Below are 17617 nucleotides of genomic sequence, written 5' to 3'. Positions count from 1 at the left end.
TTTCATATCATTTTTCTAAACACTTATTTATTTTAAAGTTTATACTAATATTCATGACCTTGAAAGTCTCAGATATCGGCGAAAAGGAATTGGTCAGATATATCATATCCAATTCCAAGGATATCACGCCGGATGATACAGCAATAACTGATTTTGACAATACGAATCTGATTTCCACATGTGACATGTTGATTCAGTCAAGGCACTTTCCGCAAAACATGACATATTTTGACATGGGATTTAAGGCAGTCACAGTCAATGTAAGTGATCTTGCGGCAATGGGAGCAGAGCCATTGGGATTTCTGCTTGCAATCGCTCTTCCAAAGGACTTGAAATTGGATCATTTCAAGGAAATCATTGACGGTGTTCTGAAGGCCTGCGACCATTATTCAATTCCTCTGATTGGCGGAGACACCAATGAGGCATCGGAAATAATAATCACCGGCACCGCATTGGGCCTGACCGATAAGCCATTGATGAAGGACACTTACCAAAAGGGCGATTTGATTGCCGTTACAGGCGATATCGGCCTTGCCGCATTGGGATTTGAGCTGGAAACCTTGGATAATGTATATGTAAAGCATGCATTAAAACCGGAAGCAAAGATTAAGGAGGGTGTAATCCTTAAGGATTATGCAACATCAGCCACTGACATTACAGATGGGCTTGCAAGTGAGTTATATGAGATTAAAAGGGACGGTTTCGGCTTTATGATTTATGAGGGGATGCTGAAGGTTTCCGATGAGTATAAACAGTTAGCTTCTGAATTGAACCTTGATTATCTTGATTTGATATTGCATGTCGGCGAGGACTTTGAGCTATTATTCACAATTTCCAGGGAGAATCTGGAAAAGCTGCCGATTGACTGCATTGTAATCGGTGAGGTTAACGATTCGGATGTTGTTGAACTTACTTTGGAAAACGGCTATGTTGAAAGAATTAAAAACAAAGGCTATGAGCATTATGTTAGTGAGTAGCGATTTATACAAGAAGAGTTCCAAGACACGGAAAATCAGATGTGAGATTTGCGCCAATTACTGCAAGATTGCCGATGGTAATGTAGGAATCTGCAAACAGCATAAAAACATCAATGGCGAGCTTTTTGATGAGTCATACGGTATCGTTTCATCACTTAGTCCCGATCCTGTTGAAAAAAAGCCTTTGAATCATTTTCTGCCAGGGACATTTACATACTCAATCGGGGGTTGTCAGAACTATATGATATCACATGAATATGACAAAAATTCAAGAGCTGTTAAAATAACACCAGATGCGATTGTGGAAAATGCACTTAGATATAATTGTAAGTCAATTGCTTGGACCTATAATGAACCTACGATACACTTGCCATTCTCCAAGAAAACCTCTTTACTTGCAAGGCAAAAAGACCTGAAGGTAATCTATGTCACCAACGGCTATTTTTCGGATAAGTCAATTGAAGAAATCTTAACATTTGTCGACGCATTCAACATAGACCTTAAGGCAATGTCCAGGGATTTCTATAAAAAAGTCTGTGGTGCGGATTTGGATGTAGTCTTGGACAATATAAAAAGGGTTTATGATGAAGGTAAGCACTTGGAAATAACCAATTTAATTATCAATGATTATAATGATTCAATTGAAGAAATATGTGATTTTGTAGTAAATGAATTGGACTGCAATGTTCCGCTTCATTTCTCAAGGGCATTTCCATACTATAAGATGAATGACATTTCACCGACAAGGCCTGAAATCCTGTTTAAGGCAAAAGAAATAGCTTTAGATAAGGGAATAAAAAATGTGTATTTGGGTAATATTTAAAAAAAATAAATTAAGAAGTTAGTTTACTCTCCAAAACTAACTCTTTCGAATTTTTCCAATGTTTTAAGTGATTTGGTTGCATCAACTCCGATTTTAGTGGTTGTACCATCACTTTCAGCTACAGGATCTAATGAGGATCCACGGACATTTGGAACAATCATGATGTCACGGTCACCTTTTACACGTGTGGCTATTGCATATTCGACATCTTCGGCATCAAATATGTTCACGTCAGTGTCCACAGCAACGCAGTGTTTTAGTGAAGGGTGTGCAGACAATGCTGCCATGATTGCGTTCTTACCGTCACCTTCAGTCTGTTTGTTGATTGATACAACTGCATGAAGCCAGCAACAGCCTCCTTCAGTCAGAACGACATTTTCAACTGTAGGAACAGCATTTTTAACTGCCTTGTAAATCCTTGGCTCTTGAGGGAGGCCTTGCAACAATTTATGTTCAAATCCTGCAGGAACGATTGCATGATAGCAAGGATTGTCCTTTTTGATGTGCATCTTTTCGAGGTTAATGATTGGCTGGTCACGGATGATGTCGTAAGTGTCAGTCAGGTCAACGAACGGCCCTTCGGCAACGGTTTCAGTCACTGAAATCTTACCTTCAAGTATGATGTCAGCCTGTGGAACTTCCAGGTCTCCGCATTTAATAAGTTCAAGCTCGCCATCCTTGAATGCGTTTGCCACTTCCATCTCATTGTAGTCGATAGGTATTGAAGTGGTGCTTGCAAGAAGTATTGCAGGGTCCATTCCGATAGCTATTGCAATATCCAAGTCTTCACCAGCTGCCTGTGCATTCTGGGAGTAGGTATAAAGGTTTCTAGGCACAATTCTGATGACCAGTCTTTTATCGTCAAGCACCATCATCCTGTGGATTGAAGCGTTCTGGATGCCTGTTTTAGGGTCACGTGCAAACACGACACCGGCGGTAATGTATGCTCCGCCATCTCTTTTATAATGGGTTAAAATAGGAATTTTTCCCAAATCAACATCTAGATTATCATAATCTGAAAAATCAGTGAATTTGGTAACTTCAAGAGGGTTTTCCATCGCATCAATGATTTTTTCGGTAATCTCTGACACTTCACAGTTGATTGATTTAGCAATCTTGTCACGTGTATTGCAGATTCCGGTTACAACCGGCATTTCATATCCTTTAACGTTCTTAACAATAACGGTGTCTTTAGGATATTGCCTTAATACTTTAGAGATTTCATATTCGGTTGAAAGCTCATCTGCAATTTCTATAATGTTTTCATCTTTAAGGTTCATGTTATCACTATAAGCTTATTTTTTTATCCTTTAATTTCTCAAGAATGTCCACCATTTCCGGATTTTTGATTGAAAATATTTCACCTGCCAATACTGCAGCATTCTTACCGTTGTTTATGCCGACAGTTGCAACAGGAACGCCCGGTGGCATATTGACTGCCGTAAGCATGTAGTCATCACCATTTTCATTGGTACAAGGAACTCCAATCACCGGTCTTGCTGTAAGACCGACAAGGCCTCCTGTGACCTGTGAGCAGTTGGAGCTGACCCCAATGAAAACCTTGGCATTTTTCATGGATTTGACGTAATCGATGAATTTTTTGTTTGATCTTATTGGACAGACAACTTTCATGTCATATGTAATTTTAAGCCTGTCAAGAAGTTTGGTTATTTTTTTGGCGGTCAATACATCATTTTGCCTTCCAACAATGATTGCCACTTCAGCATCCTTGTTTTTACAGCCTCCATTTTCTTCATCTGCCTGAACCTTGTTTATTTCAATGTCCTTAACTTTTATGAAGTCATTCCTAATGAATGGCCTGTTAATCGGCTGAACAAGGTTTTCATTACTTTCAATGACCTTTTGAGCATAATCCTTTCTTAATTTTAAGACCTTTTGATGTATTTCATCGTCATGAAGGCCAATGAATTGTGCAGCAAGAATTGCCGCATTGTCTCCCCTGTCAATTCCAACGGTAGCGATAGGGGACGGATAGGGCATTTGAATGATTGACTGTAAAGCATCAATACCGCCTGTTTTCACATCAACCGGAACTCCAATAACAGGTCTTGGGGTATATGCAGCGATTGAACCCGGCAAATGTGCCGCTAAACCTGCAATTCCAATAAAGACTTCTATTCCAGCTTCAGTACCTTTTGTAACGATTTCACGAACAAGGTTAGGAGTTCTGTGGGCTGATGCTATTTTTAAACTGTATGGTATTTCTAATTTATCCAACATGTCCATTGCTTTATTTGCAATGGAAATATCTGATCCGCTTCCAAGAATAATCATTATCTTTGGTGTCATTTAAAAATCCCTTCTAAAAATAAATGTTAATATATTTATTTTAGGTCTAAGTATTATTAAGATTTTTGCAATATTGCTTAGGTTTCATGAAATTTACTTAGTATCATAATAATTACATATACATATATAATTGTGTTGGTTTAAAACCAACGAATATATAAATATTATGAAAAATATAATACTACATGACAAGAAAAATTCAGAATAAAGACATGATAGGTGACAAATTGATTTACACAGCAAAGACACCTAATGGATGGTCAATCGTTATCATGCCAGATAACATCCTGATTGACAATTATCATATTAATAAGGTTCACATACATCCTAATCCTAAAAATCATGTGCATAAAGTAGAAATAAGCCAACAGGATATGGAAAAAATTTTAGAAACAATTAAAGATTACTTAAATGCATCAAATAGTTTTGATGTTGAGGAGTTAATGGAGATGTTAAAGTGATTATAACTTTAGTCAAAAAGCAAACAGGGCATGAATTTATTCGTGAAATGGAAGAGACATATAAATCCATTTCAGAATTAGAAAAATTGTTTGAAAGAACAAACAACATGAAAATGTATGTTGATTTAGAAAATTGGAGATATTATAGGGATAACTTGGATGAAGAAATAGAATTAACCGAAAGTTTGGTTACAAATAAATTATCTTTATCAGATTTGGATTTTATCATTTTAAATACCATTAAACATGAAAAGCCTAGAAGCATCCGTGATTTGGCCAATAAAATCAATAAAGATGTAAGTAATGTACAGCCTAAAGTTAAAAGATTAGAAGAAGAGGGATTTATTAAATTCGAGATTGGAGCAAAGAATAGCAAAATCCCTTACTTAACATTTGATGAAATTAAATTGGAGATTTAGATTATCATCGAAAGATTAATCCTGTTCCTTTTTGTATCTACATCCAAGACTTTAACGTCGACAATGTCCCCTACGCTGACAATATCTAGTGGATGTTTAACGAATTTATCCGCCGCTAGTTGGGAAATGTGAACCAACCCGTCCTGATGAACTCCTATATCGACAAATGCTCCGAAATCAACAATGTTCCTGACAGTTCCCTGCATTATCATATCTTTTTCCAAATCATCAATTGATAACACGTTTTTTCTAAGCATAGGCTTCGGCATGTCTTCACGGGGGTCACGGCCAGGCTTTTTAAGCTCCCTAACAATATCTTTAAGCGTTTCAACGCCGATTTCTAACTCATCAGAGAGTTCTTTTATGTTGATATTGTCCAGTTTTAATGATTTATCACCGATGTCATTGACAGAGTAATTTAACTTGTCTAACAGTTTATAGGTTGCATCATATGATTCCGGATGTATTGTGGTGTTGTCCAGCGGATAATCGGGATTGTCGATTTTTATAAAACCGGCACATTGTTCAAATGTTTTTTTACCTAATTTCTTAACGTTCATAAGTTCTTTTCTTGAATTGAAACTGCCGTTTTCTTCACGATAGCTAATAATGTTTTTGGCGGTCGTATTTCCAATCCCTGAAACATAATTGAGCAAACTCACTGAAGCGGTATTTAGGTCGACACCCACTTCATTTACAACCTTTTCAACAACGCCCGTCAGGGACTCTGACAATTGCTTTTGGTTCATGTCATGCTGGTACTGTCCGACACCGATTGATTTTGGGTCGATTTTGACAAGCTCTGCAAGCGGGTCCTGCAGCCTTCTTGCAATTGAAACCGCACTTCGCTCACCTTCTGAAAAATCAGGGAATTCCTCATCTGCCAATTTGGAAGCTGAATAAACAGACGCTCCCGCCTCATTGACGATGATGTATTCGACATTTGTATTCCTGATGATTTGGGCCACAATCTCTTCAGATTCCCTTGAAGCGGTGCCGTTTCCAATGGCTATGACATTGATGTCATATTTTTCAATTAGTCCACGAACGGTATTGATGGATTCCTTAACCTTGTTTTGAGGTGCTGTCGGATAGATTAATGCCGTATCAAGGACTTTGCCGGTCTCATCAATGATGGCCAGTTTGCATCCGGTTTTGAATGCGGGATCCCATCCGAGAATGGTTTTGCCGACAAGCGGGGATTCCATCAGCAGTTGATTCAGGTTTTTGGCAAACACTTCAATAGATTTTTCCTCAGCCTTTTCGGTTAACATGTTTCTGATTTCACGCTCAATTGCCGGTGAAATCAATCTTTTGTATGCATCGCTGACTGCCTCTTTAATGATTGGAGTTGTGTATCTGTTGTATTTTACTTTTTCAGGAACGGGGGAGATGTTTTTAAGCATGTGTCTGTTTAGATATTTCAGGATTTCATCGCTGTCGCAGGTGATTTTTGCCTTTATGACGCCTTCCTTTTCTGCTCGGTTTATTGCCAGAATCCTGTGGGGAGGTATCCTTTTAACGTTTTCTGAATAGTTGTAATAGATATCGTATTCTGTTGATATGTCCTTGTCCTTTGCCTTGGTTTCGATTTGACCGGTGCGGAATGTGTTTTGACGGATTTTCTTTCTGAAGGTGGAATTGTCCGATACGATTTCAGCAATTATGTCCTGTGCGCCCTCTATCGCCTCTTCAGGGGTTTTCACCTCATCGGTGACATACTTCCTGGCTATGTTTTTAACGCTTTCCTTTACTTTTTGTTTTAAAATAATGTTTGCAAGTGGTTCAAGACCCTTATCACGTGCCTTTGTTGCCCTTGTTTGCTTTTTGCTTTTGAATGGTCTGTAAATATCTTCAAGCTCGACTAAAGTTTCTGCCTTTAAAATCTGGCTTTTCAAATCATCATCAAGCTTTCCAAGCTCATTTACTCTTTTTATTACTTTTTCCTTTTTCTCCTCCAGGTTGCGCAGATATTTAAGCCTTTCATCAAATTTTCTCAGTGTTTCATCGTTGAGTGAACCTGTTACGTCTTTTCTATACCTTGCAATGAATGGTATTGTATTTCCGTCATCAATTAATTTCATTACCTTTTTTACCTGCCAATTGGCCAGATTCAATTCCTTTTCAAGTGTTTTAACAATCATCAAATTACTACCTAAAAAATCAATATTCTTTTTACATCAATATTATTGCTTATCGATTAATAATTTTTTGTTTGAATTAATAATAACATTTATAACTATTTAAATTAAAAAACTAATAATGTAGAAATTAAAAACGGTGAATTTAAATTGTATTGGTTTTTAGTAATTATTGCATTTTTGCTTGCGGGAATAAAAACCCAAAAACCTAAAAAGTATCAGAAGGTTTCAGTTATCATCCCCGCCTATAACGAAGAAGATACCGTAGCCACTGTTGTAGGAGTGGTCAAGGAGGTATCCTTTGTTGATGAAATAATCGTTGTCAATGACGGTTCATCCGACAATACCGAAGCCGAAGCGATTAAAGCTGGAGCTCGCGTGATTACCCATAGGGTCAACAAGGGTAAAGGTGAAGCATTGTTCACAGGTTATAGGAAAGCGGAATGTGATGTTATTGCTTTCATTGATGCGGATATTCATAATCTGACATCCAAAAAGGTTGAGGCAATGATAATGCCTATTCTTGAAGGCAAAACCGATATTACCAAAACCAAATTCGCACGTGCTCGTGGACGCGTAACTGAACTTACCGCAAAACCGCTTTTAAACTTTTTCTTCCCTGAAATTAATTTTGAACAACCTTTGAGCGGTCAGTTTGCAGCACGTAAGGAAGTATTGAAACGTATAAATTTTGAAAAGGACTATGGTGTCGATGTAGGTATCGTTATTGACGCTGACGTATTGGGAATTTCGATAACTGAAGTGGATATTGGTGCAATCGAGCATGACATGTCCCCGCTTGGGGATTTGAACTTAATGGCTAATGAAGTAGTAAGGACAATCATGAGCCGGGCAAATAAGTATGGCCGTGTTATAATGATTGATGAAATCGGTCATTTTATCCGTATGTCAATTGTTGGTTTGTCTCTGGTTATTCTAGGATTGTTTACAATATTTTTCGTAAGCTTTGTTCCATTGGTTATAGGTATAATGATTGGCGTAATAGGCATTATAATTTCAATCTATTACATTGTCAAGGTCATTATAAAGTCAATCGTCATGTTTAAAAAGACTCCTAAGGGCAATCTTGTAAGGTCGTTTATTAAAATTCACTTTCCGCTTATTATTTCAATCATATTATTGCTTCTAATGATTTCAACATTTATTGGAGCTGCACATTTTGAAAATGGTGTTTTGTCAATCGAGCCTAATTCAAGAAACTTGATTATTTATGCCGATGATTCACCAAGGGGGAATTCAATTTCCGTAAGGGGTCCTTATACTGTTGATATAGCTATTGAAGATGAATTAGATATAATACGCATGCCCGGTGATGCAATGGCGACCCTTGGTGTAAAGGAAAATGACACGATACGGGTAGATGATACCGTTTATACAATCATGAATGCAAGAGACGGTGAACCTAATATCTTGAGATTACCTAAAGAGGCTAAAAACTTTTTAAATCTTGAGGAAGGAAATGTAATTCAAAATACCCGATTAAAGCAAGTATTTGAAGGAACTTTAATGACTCATAGTTATGAAAACGAGAATGCAACGCTTTACGAGCATTATACCATTTCTTCAAGGGATGTTCCTTCATCCACATATGAGATCTTTTTGGATAATTCCTCAATTGCCTATTCAACCGGAATATTTAAAAAGAACTCAATATATGAGGTTAAGATAGATGATTTCGTCACTTCCTTTAATTTCAAGAAGAACAGCAATGTCACATTCAATTATGAAAATCATACGGTTGAGATATTGTTTAAGGATACGAATACAACATCCATAAAGCAAGTTCCTCGTCAGAATCAAGGAAATTTCCTGAATTTGAATCTTTAAAAAAATAAGTTAAAAATCTAGAAAATTATTCTAGATTTCTTTTTCATAAGCTTTTACAGCTTCTTCAACATCATCATAAAGTCCAAGTGCAGCGAGAGCACCGACTTTACCCTGTTCGCCTGTAACTGCAATCAATGGAATGTTCAATTCCTTTGCAACAGACTCAGCAGTTTCAACATCCATCATTCCAGATTTTGTGGCAATTGAATACTCTCTTAATTTTTCCGGAATGTCTAAACCTTCCAGAATGGCAATTGCTGTTTTATCGGATAATGTGTCTCTTTTAAGAATTTCAATTACATTGTCGATTAACTCTTGCTTTTTATCGCTTTCAACAGCGAAGGTAAGAGCAATTGAAACGCAATTTTGAGTTTTATGAGGATTATGAGGATACAATTGAACAATTATGTGGTCCAAGTATTCAAAGCCCATTTCTGCAAGTTCAACACCCAAATTATGAGCCATTGTCCATGTAGCACCTGCATCTTTTGTATCGGTATCATCAACGCCAATAACCACTTTTTCAAGTTTAGGTGTCACAACTGTGGCTTTTCCTGCTTTTGAGCCTCCTCCAATTTGAATAAGTTCAACATATTTAACTCCTTCGCCCATTCCTCTGCACATTCCGGCTCCGACTCCTGCTCCAGCAAGGCCTGCATGTGTAACTTTAACCTCATCGCCGTCAACAACAATCTCATCAATTCCTGCAGCATTGAAACTTGCCTTCAGGTCAAGTGGAGCCTTGCCGACATGGCATTTGTAAACGTGCTTGTTTCCGTCACGGTAAGCGGAGTCGATAAGTTCTGAATTGTTTCTGTACTGATGCAGTAACCAATGGGATCCTGAAATGCATGGATGGTACTCCACTAGTTCCACATTGTCCCCATCTACCATAGTCAATACTTTTTCATATGGGGCTATCCATGGGTCATTAAACTTTTCTTTTAATTCGTTAGGCTTTAGTATTTCCATCCAATCACTAGATTTCTTTTAATCTGTCGCACATTTTGATGGCTGCTTCAACTGCACTTTTTGCGTTTTTGACACGTCTGTGTGCGTCCATTCTGGTCATACCAGGACCGGTAATTCCTAATGCTACCGGAGTGTCATATTCAAGTGCTAAGTCAGCAATTTTACGGGAAGCGTGTTGTGCTACTATTTGATCGTGGTCAGTTGCACCTTCAATTACAGCACCAAGGGTAATGATTGCATCGTATTCCCCTTTCTGCAATAATTTTTTGATTACGAGAGGCATATCGAATACGCCTGGAACTGCAACAACTTTAGTAATTTCACAGCCTCTGTTTTTTGCTTCTGCCTGAGCGAGTTCTAACATCATTTGTGTAATATCATAGTTAAATTCAGCAACTACTGCTGCTATTTCATATCTTGCCATTTTATCAATCCCTCTTTAATTATCCGGCACCACCGAATATGATGAGTAAAAATCCTGCTACCCCACTTACTACCATAATGAATATGATAAAAAGTGCTGCCATTTGCATTTTGGTTAATTTTTTGAAATTCATATTTATTATATCTCCTTTATAAGTTATTTATAACTTCACCGGTCAATTCATCGGTTGTAGCTGAACCGCCCAAATCACCGGTTAAAGTATTAGCATCATTCAGTACTTTTAGTATTGAAGCCTCGAATTTGTCGGCTTCGCTATTTTCACCTAAATATCTAAGCATCATTATTGCTGAAAGCATCATAGCTATTGGATTTGCTTTGTTTTGGCCTGCAATATCTGGCGCTGAACCGTGAACAGGTTCAAACAATGCCCCATCCTCTCCGATATTTGCGGATGGAATCAAGCCAAGTCCTCCGACAAGGCCCGCCCCTTCATCGGATAAGATGTCTCCAAAAAGATTGGTTGTTACAATAACTTCAAAGCTTTCCGGTTGTGTAATAAGATACATTGCAGTTGCATCCACATAAAAGTCCTCGGTTGCAATGTCGGGATAATTTTTTGCAACTTCATAGAAAATATCGCGAAACAAACCATCGGTTTTTTTGAGCACATTAGCTTTATGAACTGCAGTCACTTTAGTCTTGCCATTGTCCTTTGCATATTTGAATGCATAGTCAATGATGCGTCTTTCCGCTTCTCTTGTGATAATGCGCCTTGCTATTGCCCCTTCATCGGTAAATGATTCCTCATCGGCAATGTACATTCCTTCTGTATTTTCACGCACAATCATAAAGTCAATGTTGTCAAATAATGAGTTAGTATTAGGATAAGCTTTAACGGGTCTTAGATTAGCAAACATTTTCATTTCCTGGCGTATCTTAACGATAACGTCGGCTGCAGTTTCGCCAGCTGCTCCAAAAAGGCATGCGTCAGCTTCTCTAATAATGTCTAAAGTCTCTTCTGGCAGTGCGGTGCCTGTCTTTTCAAGGCATTCGTCTCCTGCGTCACCATAGACATATTCAAAGTCAATGTCCAATGCATCCAAAACATCCAATGTTGCTTTCATAACCTCTTTGCCGATTCCATCACCCGGAACGACTGCAATAGTATATTTATCTTTTGTTTTTGAGGTATTCAATCAAACCACCCTGATTTAAAATTTCTAACATGAATGGAGGCAATTTTTTAAATGTTATTTTTTCACCATCTGAAGCAGTAATGGTTCCTTCATCCATATCCACTTCAATTTCATCTCCATTTTCTATAATTTCTGTAATTCCAGGAGCTTCAAGAAGGGGAACTCCTACATTAGTTGCATTTCTATAAAAGATTCTGGCAAATGATTCGGCAATCACTGCTGACACGCCAACACCCTTGAGTGCAATTGGGGCGTGTTCCCTTGATGATCCGCATCCGAAATTTGTTCCGGCTACGATAAAGTCTCCTTTTTTGCATTTTTTATTAAAGTCAGCATCGAGTCCTTCCATACAATGCTGTGATAATCTTTCCTCATCAGTATAAATTAAGTATCTTCCAGGAACTATAATGTCTGTGTCGATATCATTTCCAAATTTCCAAGCTGTTCCTTTCATATGATCACTCCGGTGCAACGATTCTTCCTTCAATTGCTGAAGCCGCAGCAACAGCAGCAGAGGATAAATAAACTTTTCCGTCAGGACTTCCCTGCCTTCCCTTAAAGTTTCTGTTGGATGTGGAAAGGCTTACTTCATCAGGTCCTATAATTCCGGTATGGCCTCCAAGACATGGGCCACAGCATGGAGCAGATACGAGCGCTCCAGCATCAACGAATATTCTGATTAATCCTTCATCCAAAGCTTTTGAGTATACTTCCTTGGATGCAGGTATGACCAACATCCTGGTGCCGTTAGCTATTTTATTGCCTTTTAATATCTTTGCAGCATCCCTTAAATCGCTGATTCGGCCATTTGTACATGAACCTAAGAATACCTGGTCTATTTCTACATCAACCTCACCAATCGGCTTCACGTTATCCACATTGTGAGGGCAAGCAATCTGAGGCTCCAAATCATTAACATCAACATCAATTATATTGAGAGAAGATGAGTCCAAATCAGTTTTGAACACTTTGTAAGGTTTATCAGAACGTTTTTCAACATAATTAATAGTTTTTTCGTCTGGTTCCACCAAACCTGTTTTTCCACCCATTTCAATTGCCATATTGCATAGGACCATTCTATCTGAAACGCTCATGTCTGATATTGTATCTCCTGCAAATTCACAGGCTTTGTAGGTGGATCCATCAGCGCCCATTTCACCGATAATATGTAAAATGACGTCCTTGGCATAAACATTGTCTTTCAACTCACCGGTAATGTTAAATCTATTTGTTTCAGGCACCTTGAACCATAAATTACCTTCAGCAAATACCATGGCCATATCGGTTGAACCGATACCTGTTGCAAATGCACCCAGTGCACCATGAGTACAGGTATGGGAATCAGCACCTACAATAACGTCTCCAGGTACTACATGGCCTTTTTCAGGTAAGATTTGATGGCAGACACCTGCATTAACATCATAAAAATGCTCAATATCATGCTTTTTAACGAATTCTCTCATTAAAATATGATTATTGGCGGAATCTATTGAATCGGCAGGTACCTGATGGTCAAATGGGATAACAATTTTTGAGGAATCCCAAACCTTTTCAGCGCCAATCTTTTCAAAAGACTCAACAGAAAGAGGCCCTGTTAAATCGTGGGTCATTGCTATATCAATATTTGCTATAATAATATCTCCAGCTTCTACACTCTCTTTTCCTGAAGCTCTAGCTAATATTTTTTCGGACATTGTTGGCATTATTTCAAACCTCTTAGTAATGATAATTATTTATATTTATCAAAATATATAAACTCTTTTTAATATTTATATATAATGTTTAACAAAATATAAATTATGAGCAACTCATTTTTTAAAAGATTCAAAAAAGAAGAAGAACCTCAAATAATAGAGGAAGAAACTCCTGTTTGGGAAGATAGGATTTTTTGGGTTTCAACATTACAAAAGATAGCATTTCCTGTCCTCAACAATCTATCAAAAGGATCACTTAGAAAAACAATGCCTTTTGAATCAAGCACTTCTGAAGGACAGAAGTTTTCTTATCTTGAAGCTTTTGCTCGTGTTTTTAATGGTATCTCTCCTTGGTTGGAATTGGGGCCTGATATTTCTGAAGAAGGTAAAGTTCGTGAGAGGTATATTCGTTTGACTTTACAGGCCATTAAAAATGCTGTCAGTACAAATAGCAATGATTATATCTTTATTGTAGAACCTAAACAATCTTTAGTTGATGTTGCTTTATTTGCTCAAGGATTACTCAGAGCTAAAAATCAAATTTGGCTTAATTTACCTATGGATGTTCAAGCCAGAATAATCCGTGAATTCAAAAATACAAGAATTATAGCACCTTTTGAAAATCATTGGTTATTGTATACCTCAATGATTGAAGCCGCTCTTTTAGAATTCACCGGCGAATGTGATATGGAGAGGTTGACTTATGCTGTTGCCAAGTTCAGGGACGAATTGTATGTTGGCGATGCAATCTACTCTAACGGTGCGGATTTTGAAGTGGGTTATTTTAACAGTTTAGTTATTCATCCTATGCTCAATGATATCTTGCGCGTAATGAGAAAGTATAGCCTTCGGGATGGAGAATTTTTGGATGTGCAGTTAATGAGATCTTCCAGATTGGCTTCCCAACTTGAAAGAATCATTTCTCCAGAAGGAACATATCCTCTTTTGGGCAATGCGTTATCTTATCGTTGCGGCATTTTCCACTTGCTTTCACAGGCGGCCTTATTAAAAATTTTACCAAGAAATATTTCACAGGCACAGGTCAGATGTGCACTTACAAAAGTTATTCAAAGGCAATTTGAAGGCAATCAAAACTTTAACTCTGAAGGATGGTTGATTTGTGGATTGAATGGGTCACAAATGGAAATCTGTGAAGATAACATTGATACAGGCAGTCTTTATGCATGCTGTACAATATTTTTACCATTAGGTTTAAAAGCCAATGATGTATTTTGGGAATCACCATCTGAAGAATGGAGTAGTCAAAAAGCATGGAATGGCCATCAAATACAACCAGACCAATCAATTAATTTTTAATTCAATTCGTATAAGTTCCCGTAATTATATAATTTAATTTCGTTAGGAACTTCTTTTATTATATTTTTTGTATCAAATATGATAGGATTATCCATATTTTTTGTTATTAAATCATAATCCAGGTTTTTGAATTCGTTATGATCGCATAGAACCAAAATCAGATTCGCATCTTTTGTCGCTTCGTCCAAACTGACAAAATCGGGATTGGTGATGTGAGGGTCGTGGATAGCTATCTCATAATTGGCGCTTAGTTTGGCAATGATTTCATAAGCCGGACTTTCCCTGTCGTCTCCGGTATTGCCTTTATATGAAACGCCCAATATTGCTATCTTACCATTTGGAATTATTTTTTTAGCATTTTCAACGACAAAATCGGGCATGGAGTTATTGGTGTCACGTGCCAGTTTAATGATTTTTGCCTGCTTTGGTGCCTTTGCATAAATAAAGTAAGGGTCTATTGCAAGGCAATGCCCTCCAACACCTGGACCTGGTGAGTGCAGGTTGACTCTTGGATGTTTGTTTGCCATTTCAATAACATCAAGTGCATTTACACCAATTTCAGCACAAATTTTAGCAAGCTCATTTGCAAGGGCAATGTTGACGTCCCTAAATGTATTTTCCATGCATTTTGATAACTCGGCGGTTTTTGCTTCTGTCAGCATCAGGTCCCCTTCAACAAATTGTCCATAAACTTCACAGGCCTTTTTGGCACATTCAGGTGTGACTCCACCGATTATTCGGTCATTGTGTATCAGTTCATCAATGATTCTTCCGGGAAGCACCCTTTCCGGACAATGTGCAAGGAACAAATCTTTGCCAATTGTGAAGCCTGCCTTTTCAAAGATAGGCTTTATTGTCTCATCTGTTGACATAGGAGCAATTGTGGATTCAATAATGACAGTATTTCCTTTTTCAAGGTAAGGCAGAATCGATTCACATGCTGTTATTACATAGCTCAAATCGCAGCTGTAGTTTTCAATGATGTATGGTGTTGGCACGGTAATTATGAAAGCGTCGGCTTTTTGTGGAGTTAGGCTTGCTTTGTACACTTTTAGTTCAACAGCTTTTTTGATGATGTCGGATATTCCCGGCTCTTCGATGTGGATAATTCCCTTATTCAGATTTTTTATCATTTCTTCTGATATGTCGACGCCTACCACTTCACAGTGGTTACGAGCGAATAATGCGGCTGTTGGTAGTCCAATGTAGCCTTGACCAATAATACATACTTTCATAATTTCCAACTCCATTATTAATTAAATATTACTTCAAACATATATAAAAACTAATATTAAATTTTTAAGTGATAATTATGAAAATTCTAATAACAGGTTCTAGCGGAATGTTGGGCCATGATTTGATTAATGTTTTGGAAAATCATGAATTAATTTTGACAAATTCCAAAACATTGGACATTACAGATAAAAATCATACAATTGAATTTGTTTGCAATGCAAAGCCGGACATTGTTATCAATGCCGCTGCATATACCGATGTCGACGGTTGCGAGGAAAACCGTAATCTTGCATATGCCGTCAATGGCGACGGTGTTAGAAACTTGGCTCTGGCATGCAGGGAAATTGACTGTCCGCTTGTTCATATAAGCACTGATTACGTATTTGATGGAAGTGCCACAGAACCTATTGCTGAAGATGGGGAAATAGGCCCAATCAGCATTTATGGTAAGAGCAAACTCGAAGGAGAACTGGCCATACAGGAAATTTTGGACAAATATTTCATCATAAGGACCGCATGGCTATATGGAATCAACGGCAAGAATTTCCCAAAGACAATGCTTGAATTGGCCAAAAGCCATTCGGAAATAACTGTCGTTTATGATGAGGTCGGAACACCGACATACACTCCAGATTTGGCATTTGGTATTTCAGAGCTAATCGAAACGGATTATTACGGAATATACCATTTGACAAATTCCGGAAGCTGTTCATGGTGTGAGTTTGCAAGATACATTTTTGAGGTTGCACAAAAGGACGTTAATGTGGTTCCGGTGACTGCATCCGAGTTTGCAAGGCCCGCTCCAAGGCCAAGCTATTCCGTTTTGGAAAATAAGAATTGGATTGAAAAAGGATTCAAGCCGCTTAGAAGTTATAAGGAAGCAATCAAAGAATATATCGAGTTGATTAGATGAATAAAAAATTAGTTTTTATCATTGCAATAATCATTGCCTTATTCAGCATTTCAGTTGTAAGCGCAGGATTTTTTGATTTCCTGAATTTCGGCAATGACAAGGCGAGCGATGTAAAAGTTGTTGAGGATGGACAGTACTGTACAGTCGATGAGGTTTCAGCCTACATCAAGGAGTTTCACAAGCTTCCAAGCAACTATATAACAAAAAAGGAAGCTCAAAATCTTGGCTGGCATGGAGGGCCCCTTAAGAAATATGCTCCTGGAAAAAGCATTGGTGGAGATAGATTCACCAACAGGCAGCATGTGCTTCCAGACAGTAATTCTGACTACATAGAATGTGACATCAATGCAAATGGAACACAGCGTGGTGCTGAAAGGATAGTATACAATACCGGTGACTATAAGGTTTATTACACTAGTGACCACTACAATACATTCAAAGAGGTTTAAAATGCAGTTGGATGGCAATCTGATTAAAAAGGAAGGGCATGACTATTTGAAGGAAGCCTTGAATTTGCCCGATTACTATGGAAAAAATCTTGATGCATTATATGACTGTCTCACAGAAATCGAATGTGAAATTGAACTGGTCAATGCCGGGGAAGTTGATGGTGATATCATCGACACTTTTCGCGATGCTGCCGATGAAAATCAGTTTTTAACCATTAAAATCATTTATTAATTTTTCTTTTTTTCTTTTAATTTAATATTGGCTAGTTATGCTTTTATATTAGGCTTAACGGCATTTTAAAGTGTTTTTTGTATAATTATAATAGTAATATATTTATCAAATTAGTGAAAGAATACTCCGACCTCTTTTAGGTCGAAGATGAATTTCACAAAAAAGACACAGAGTCATTTTTTCAATCAATATTTTTTGAATATTACTTTTCAAATGCTCTCTCACTTTGTTTATATAATTTGTA

Annotated in this window: 18 protein-coding genes; 9 read left to right on the top strand and 9 right to left on the bottom strand. The window is 37.6% G+C overall.

Annotated elements, in window-relative coordinates:
* Positions 1-53 precede the first annotated feature (53 nt).
* Together thiL and amrS are read left to right on the top strand one after the other, a co-directional pair.
* The gene (thiL, locus tag QZ138_RS06490) at positions 54-977 is read left to right on the top strand and encodes a thiamine-phosphate kinase (RefSeq protein ID WP_292887692.1); all 924 of its coding nucleotides are present in this window, start codon (positions 54-56) and stop codon (positions 975-977) included.
* Positions 964-1800, top strand: coding sequence for an AmmeMemoRadiSam system radical SAM enzyme (amrS, locus tag QZ138_RS06485; RefSeq protein WP_292887776.1), 837 nt, complete (start codon positions 964-966; stop codon positions 1798-1800). The genes thiL and amrS overlap by 14 nt, the downstream gene beginning before the upstream one ends.
* Positions 1801-1823: 23 nt before the next feature.
* Here the strand turns inward: amrS and QZ138_RS06480 are convergent, their stop codons facing one another.
* Positions 1824-3080, bottom strand: a complete 1257-nt coding sequence (locus QZ138_RS06480; protein WP_292887689.1) for a UbiD family decarboxylase — start codon at positions 3078-3080, stop codon at positions 1824-1826.
* A 7-nt stretch (positions 3081-3087) separates the two neighbouring features.
* On the bottom strand, positions 3088-4110 hold the full coding sequence (gene purE / locus QZ138_RS06475; protein ID WP_292887687.1) for a 5-(carboxyamino)imidazole ribonucleotide mutase: 1023 nt from the start codon (positions 4108-4110) through the stop codon (positions 3088-3090).
* A gap of 227 nt (positions 4111-4337) precedes the next feature.
* Between purE and QZ138_RS06470 the strand changes: the two genes are divergently transcribed.
* Complete coding sequence (locus tag QZ138_RS06470) at positions 4338-4571, top strand: hypothetical protein (RefSeq protein ID WP_292887685.1); 234 nt, start codon at positions 4338-4340, stop codon at positions 4569-4571.
* Positions 4568-4990 (top strand): MarR family transcriptional regulator, encoded by a 423-nt coding sequence (locus tag QZ138_RS06465; protein ID WP_292887682.1) that lies wholly within the window; start codon positions 4568-4570, stop codon positions 4988-4990. Before QZ138_RS06470 ends, QZ138_RS06465 begins: the two co-directional genes overlap by 4 nt.
* Here QZ138_RS06465 and QZ138_RS06460 read toward each other — a convergent pair.
* The gene (locus tag QZ138_RS06460) at positions 4987-7134 is read right to left on the bottom strand and encodes a Tex family protein (protein WP_292887679.1); all 2148 of its coding nucleotides are present in this window, start codon (positions 7132-7134) and stop codon (positions 4987-4989) included. The genes QZ138_RS06465 and QZ138_RS06460 overlap by 4 nt on opposite strands.
* A 147-nt stretch (positions 7135-7281) precedes the next feature.
* Between QZ138_RS06460 and QZ138_RS06455 the strand changes: the two genes are divergently transcribed.
* Complete coding sequence (locus QZ138_RS06455; RefSeq protein WP_292887676.1) at positions 7282-8979, top strand: glycosyltransferase; 1698 nt, start codon at positions 7282-7284, stop codon at positions 8977-8979.
* Positions 8980-9009: 30 nt separating this feature from the next.
* Here QZ138_RS06455 and mmp11 read toward each other — a convergent pair whose 3' ends face one another.
* From mmp11 to hacA, 5 genes are all read right to left on the bottom strand, one after another.
* A complete protein-coding gene (mmp11, locus tag QZ138_RS06450; protein ID WP_292887673.1) occupies positions 9010-9951 on the bottom strand; it encodes a methanogenesis marker protein 11 in 942 nt (313 codons plus the stop codon).
* A gap of 7 nt (positions 9952-9958) precedes the next feature.
* Positions 9959-10375: a 6,7-dimethyl-8-ribityllumazine synthase gene (gene ribH / locus QZ138_RS06445; RefSeq protein ID WP_292601552.1), complete on the bottom strand. Its 417-nt coding sequence runs from the start codon at positions 10373-10375 to the stop codon at positions 9959-9961.
* Between the two features lie 149 nt (positions 10376-10524).
* A complete protein-coding gene (locus QZ138_RS06440; protein WP_292887670.1) occupies positions 10525-11532 on the bottom strand; it encodes an isocitrate/isopropylmalate family dehydrogenase in 1008 nt (335 codons plus the stop codon).
* Positions 11507-11986, bottom strand: a complete 480-nt coding sequence (locus tag QZ138_RS06435) for a 3-isopropylmalate dehydratase small subunit (RefSeq protein ID WP_292887667.1) — start codon at positions 11984-11986, stop codon at positions 11507-11509. Before QZ138_RS06435 ends, QZ138_RS06440 begins: the two co-directional genes overlap by 26 nt.
* Positions 11987-11990: 4 nt before the next feature.
* Entirely contained in the window at positions 11991-13235 is a 1245-nt protein-coding gene (gene hacA, locus QZ138_RS06430; protein ID WP_292887664.1) for a homoaconitase large subunit, read from the bottom strand.
* A 96-nt stretch (positions 13236-13331) separates the two neighbouring features.
* Between hacA and QZ138_RS06425 the strand changes: the two genes are divergently transcribed.
* On the top strand, positions 13332-14543 hold the full coding sequence (locus QZ138_RS06425; protein WP_292887661.1) for a DUF2264 domain-containing protein: 1212 nt from the start codon (positions 13332-13334) through the stop codon (positions 14541-14543).
* Here the strand turns inward: QZ138_RS06425 and QZ138_RS06420 are convergent.
* Positions 14540-15778: a nucleotide sugar dehydrogenase gene (locus QZ138_RS06420; RefSeq protein ID WP_292887659.1), complete on the bottom strand. Its 1239-nt coding sequence runs from the start codon at positions 15776-15778 to the stop codon at positions 14540-14542. The genes QZ138_RS06425 and QZ138_RS06420 overlap by 4 nt on opposite strands.
* 77 nt (positions 15779-15855) lie before the next feature.
* Here QZ138_RS06420 and rfbD point away from each other — a divergent pair, with 77 nt between their 5' ends.
* Genes rfbD through QZ138_RS06405 form a run of 3 tightly spaced genes read left to right on the top strand, consistent with a single transcriptional unit; the run spans position 15856 to position 17373 of the window.
* Complete coding sequence (gene rfbD, locus QZ138_RS06415) at positions 15856-16692, top strand: dTDP-4-dehydrorhamnose reductase (RefSeq protein ID WP_292887657.1); 837 nt, start codon at positions 15856-15858, stop codon at positions 16690-16692.
* Positions 16689-17141 carry a ribonuclease domain-containing protein gene (locus QZ138_RS06410; RefSeq protein WP_292887654.1) on the top strand — a complete coding sequence of 151 codons (453 nt, stop codon included), beginning with the start codon at positions 16689-16691 and terminating at the stop codon, positions 17139-17141. The genes rfbD and QZ138_RS06410 overlap by 4 nt, the downstream gene beginning before the upstream one ends.
* Position 17142: 1 nt before the next feature.
* Positions 17143-17373, top strand: a complete 231-nt coding sequence (locus tag QZ138_RS06405; RefSeq protein ID WP_292601535.1) for a barstar family protein — start codon at positions 17143-17145, stop codon at positions 17371-17373.
* Positions 17374-17617: the final 244 nt, after the last annotated feature.

Source organism: Methanobrevibacter sp. UBA212 (assembly GCF_905233225.1).
Classification (GTDB): domain Archaea; phylum Methanobacteriota; class Methanobacteria; order Methanobacteriales; family Methanobacteriaceae; genus Methanocatella.
Note: the sequence above shows the minus strand (reverse complement) of the source record. Positions and strands in the feature narration are given on the sequence as shown.

Excerpts from the sequence above, each read along its gene's own strand:
- QZ138_RS06460 (WP_292887679.1), bottom strand. The coding sequence starts at position 7,134 with ATGATTGTTAAAACACTTGAAAAGGAATTGAATCTGGCCAATTGGCAG.
- QZ138_RS06410 (WP_292887654.1), top strand. The coding sequence starts at position 16,689 with ATGAATAAAAAATTAGTTTTTATCATTGCAATAATCATTGCCTTATTC.
- rfbD (WP_292887657.1), top strand. The coding sequence starts at position 15,856 with ATGAAAATTCTAATAACAGGTTCTAGCGGAATGTTGGGCCATGATTTG.
- QZ138_RS06405 (WP_292601535.1), top strand. The coding sequence starts at position 17,143 with ATGCAGTTGGATGGCAATCTGATTAAAAAGGAAGGGCATGACTATTTG.
- QZ138_RS06425 (WP_292887661.1), top strand. The coding sequence starts at position 13,332 with ATGAGCAACTCATTTTTTAAAAGATTCAAAAAAGAAGAAGAACCTCAA.
- mmp11 (WP_292887673.1), bottom strand. The coding sequence starts at position 9,951 with ATGGAAATACTAAAGCCTAACGAATTAAAAGAAAAGTTTAATGACCCA.
- thiL (WP_292887692.1), top strand. The coding sequence starts at position 54 with ATGACCTTGAAAGTCTCAGATATCGGCGAAAAGGAATTGGTCAGATAT.
- QZ138_RS06435 (WP_292887667.1), bottom strand. The coding sequence starts at position 11,986 with ATGAAAGGAACAGCTTGGAAATTTGGAAATGATATCGACACAGACATT.
- amrS (WP_292887776.1), top strand. The coding sequence starts at position 964 with ATGTTAGTGAGTAGCGATTTATACAAGAAGAGTTCCAAGACACGGAAA.
- hacA (WP_292887664.1), bottom strand. The coding sequence starts at position 13,235 with ATGCCAACAATGTCCGAAAAAATATTAGCTAGAGCTTCAGGAAAAGAG.
- ribH (WP_292601552.1), bottom strand. The coding sequence starts at position 10,375 with ATGGCAAGATATGAAATAGCAGCAGTAGTTGCTGAATTTAACTATGAT.
- purE (WP_292887687.1), bottom strand. The coding sequence starts at position 4,110 with ATGACACCAAAGATAATGATTATTCTTGGAAGCGGATCAGATATTTCC.
- QZ138_RS06420 (WP_292887659.1), bottom strand. The coding sequence starts at position 15,778 with ATGAAAGTATGTATTATTGGTCAAGGCTACATTGGACTACCAACAGCC.
- QZ138_RS06480 (WP_292887689.1), bottom strand. The coding sequence starts at position 3,080 with ATGAACCTTAAAGATGAAAACATTATAGAAATTGCAGATGAGCTTTCA.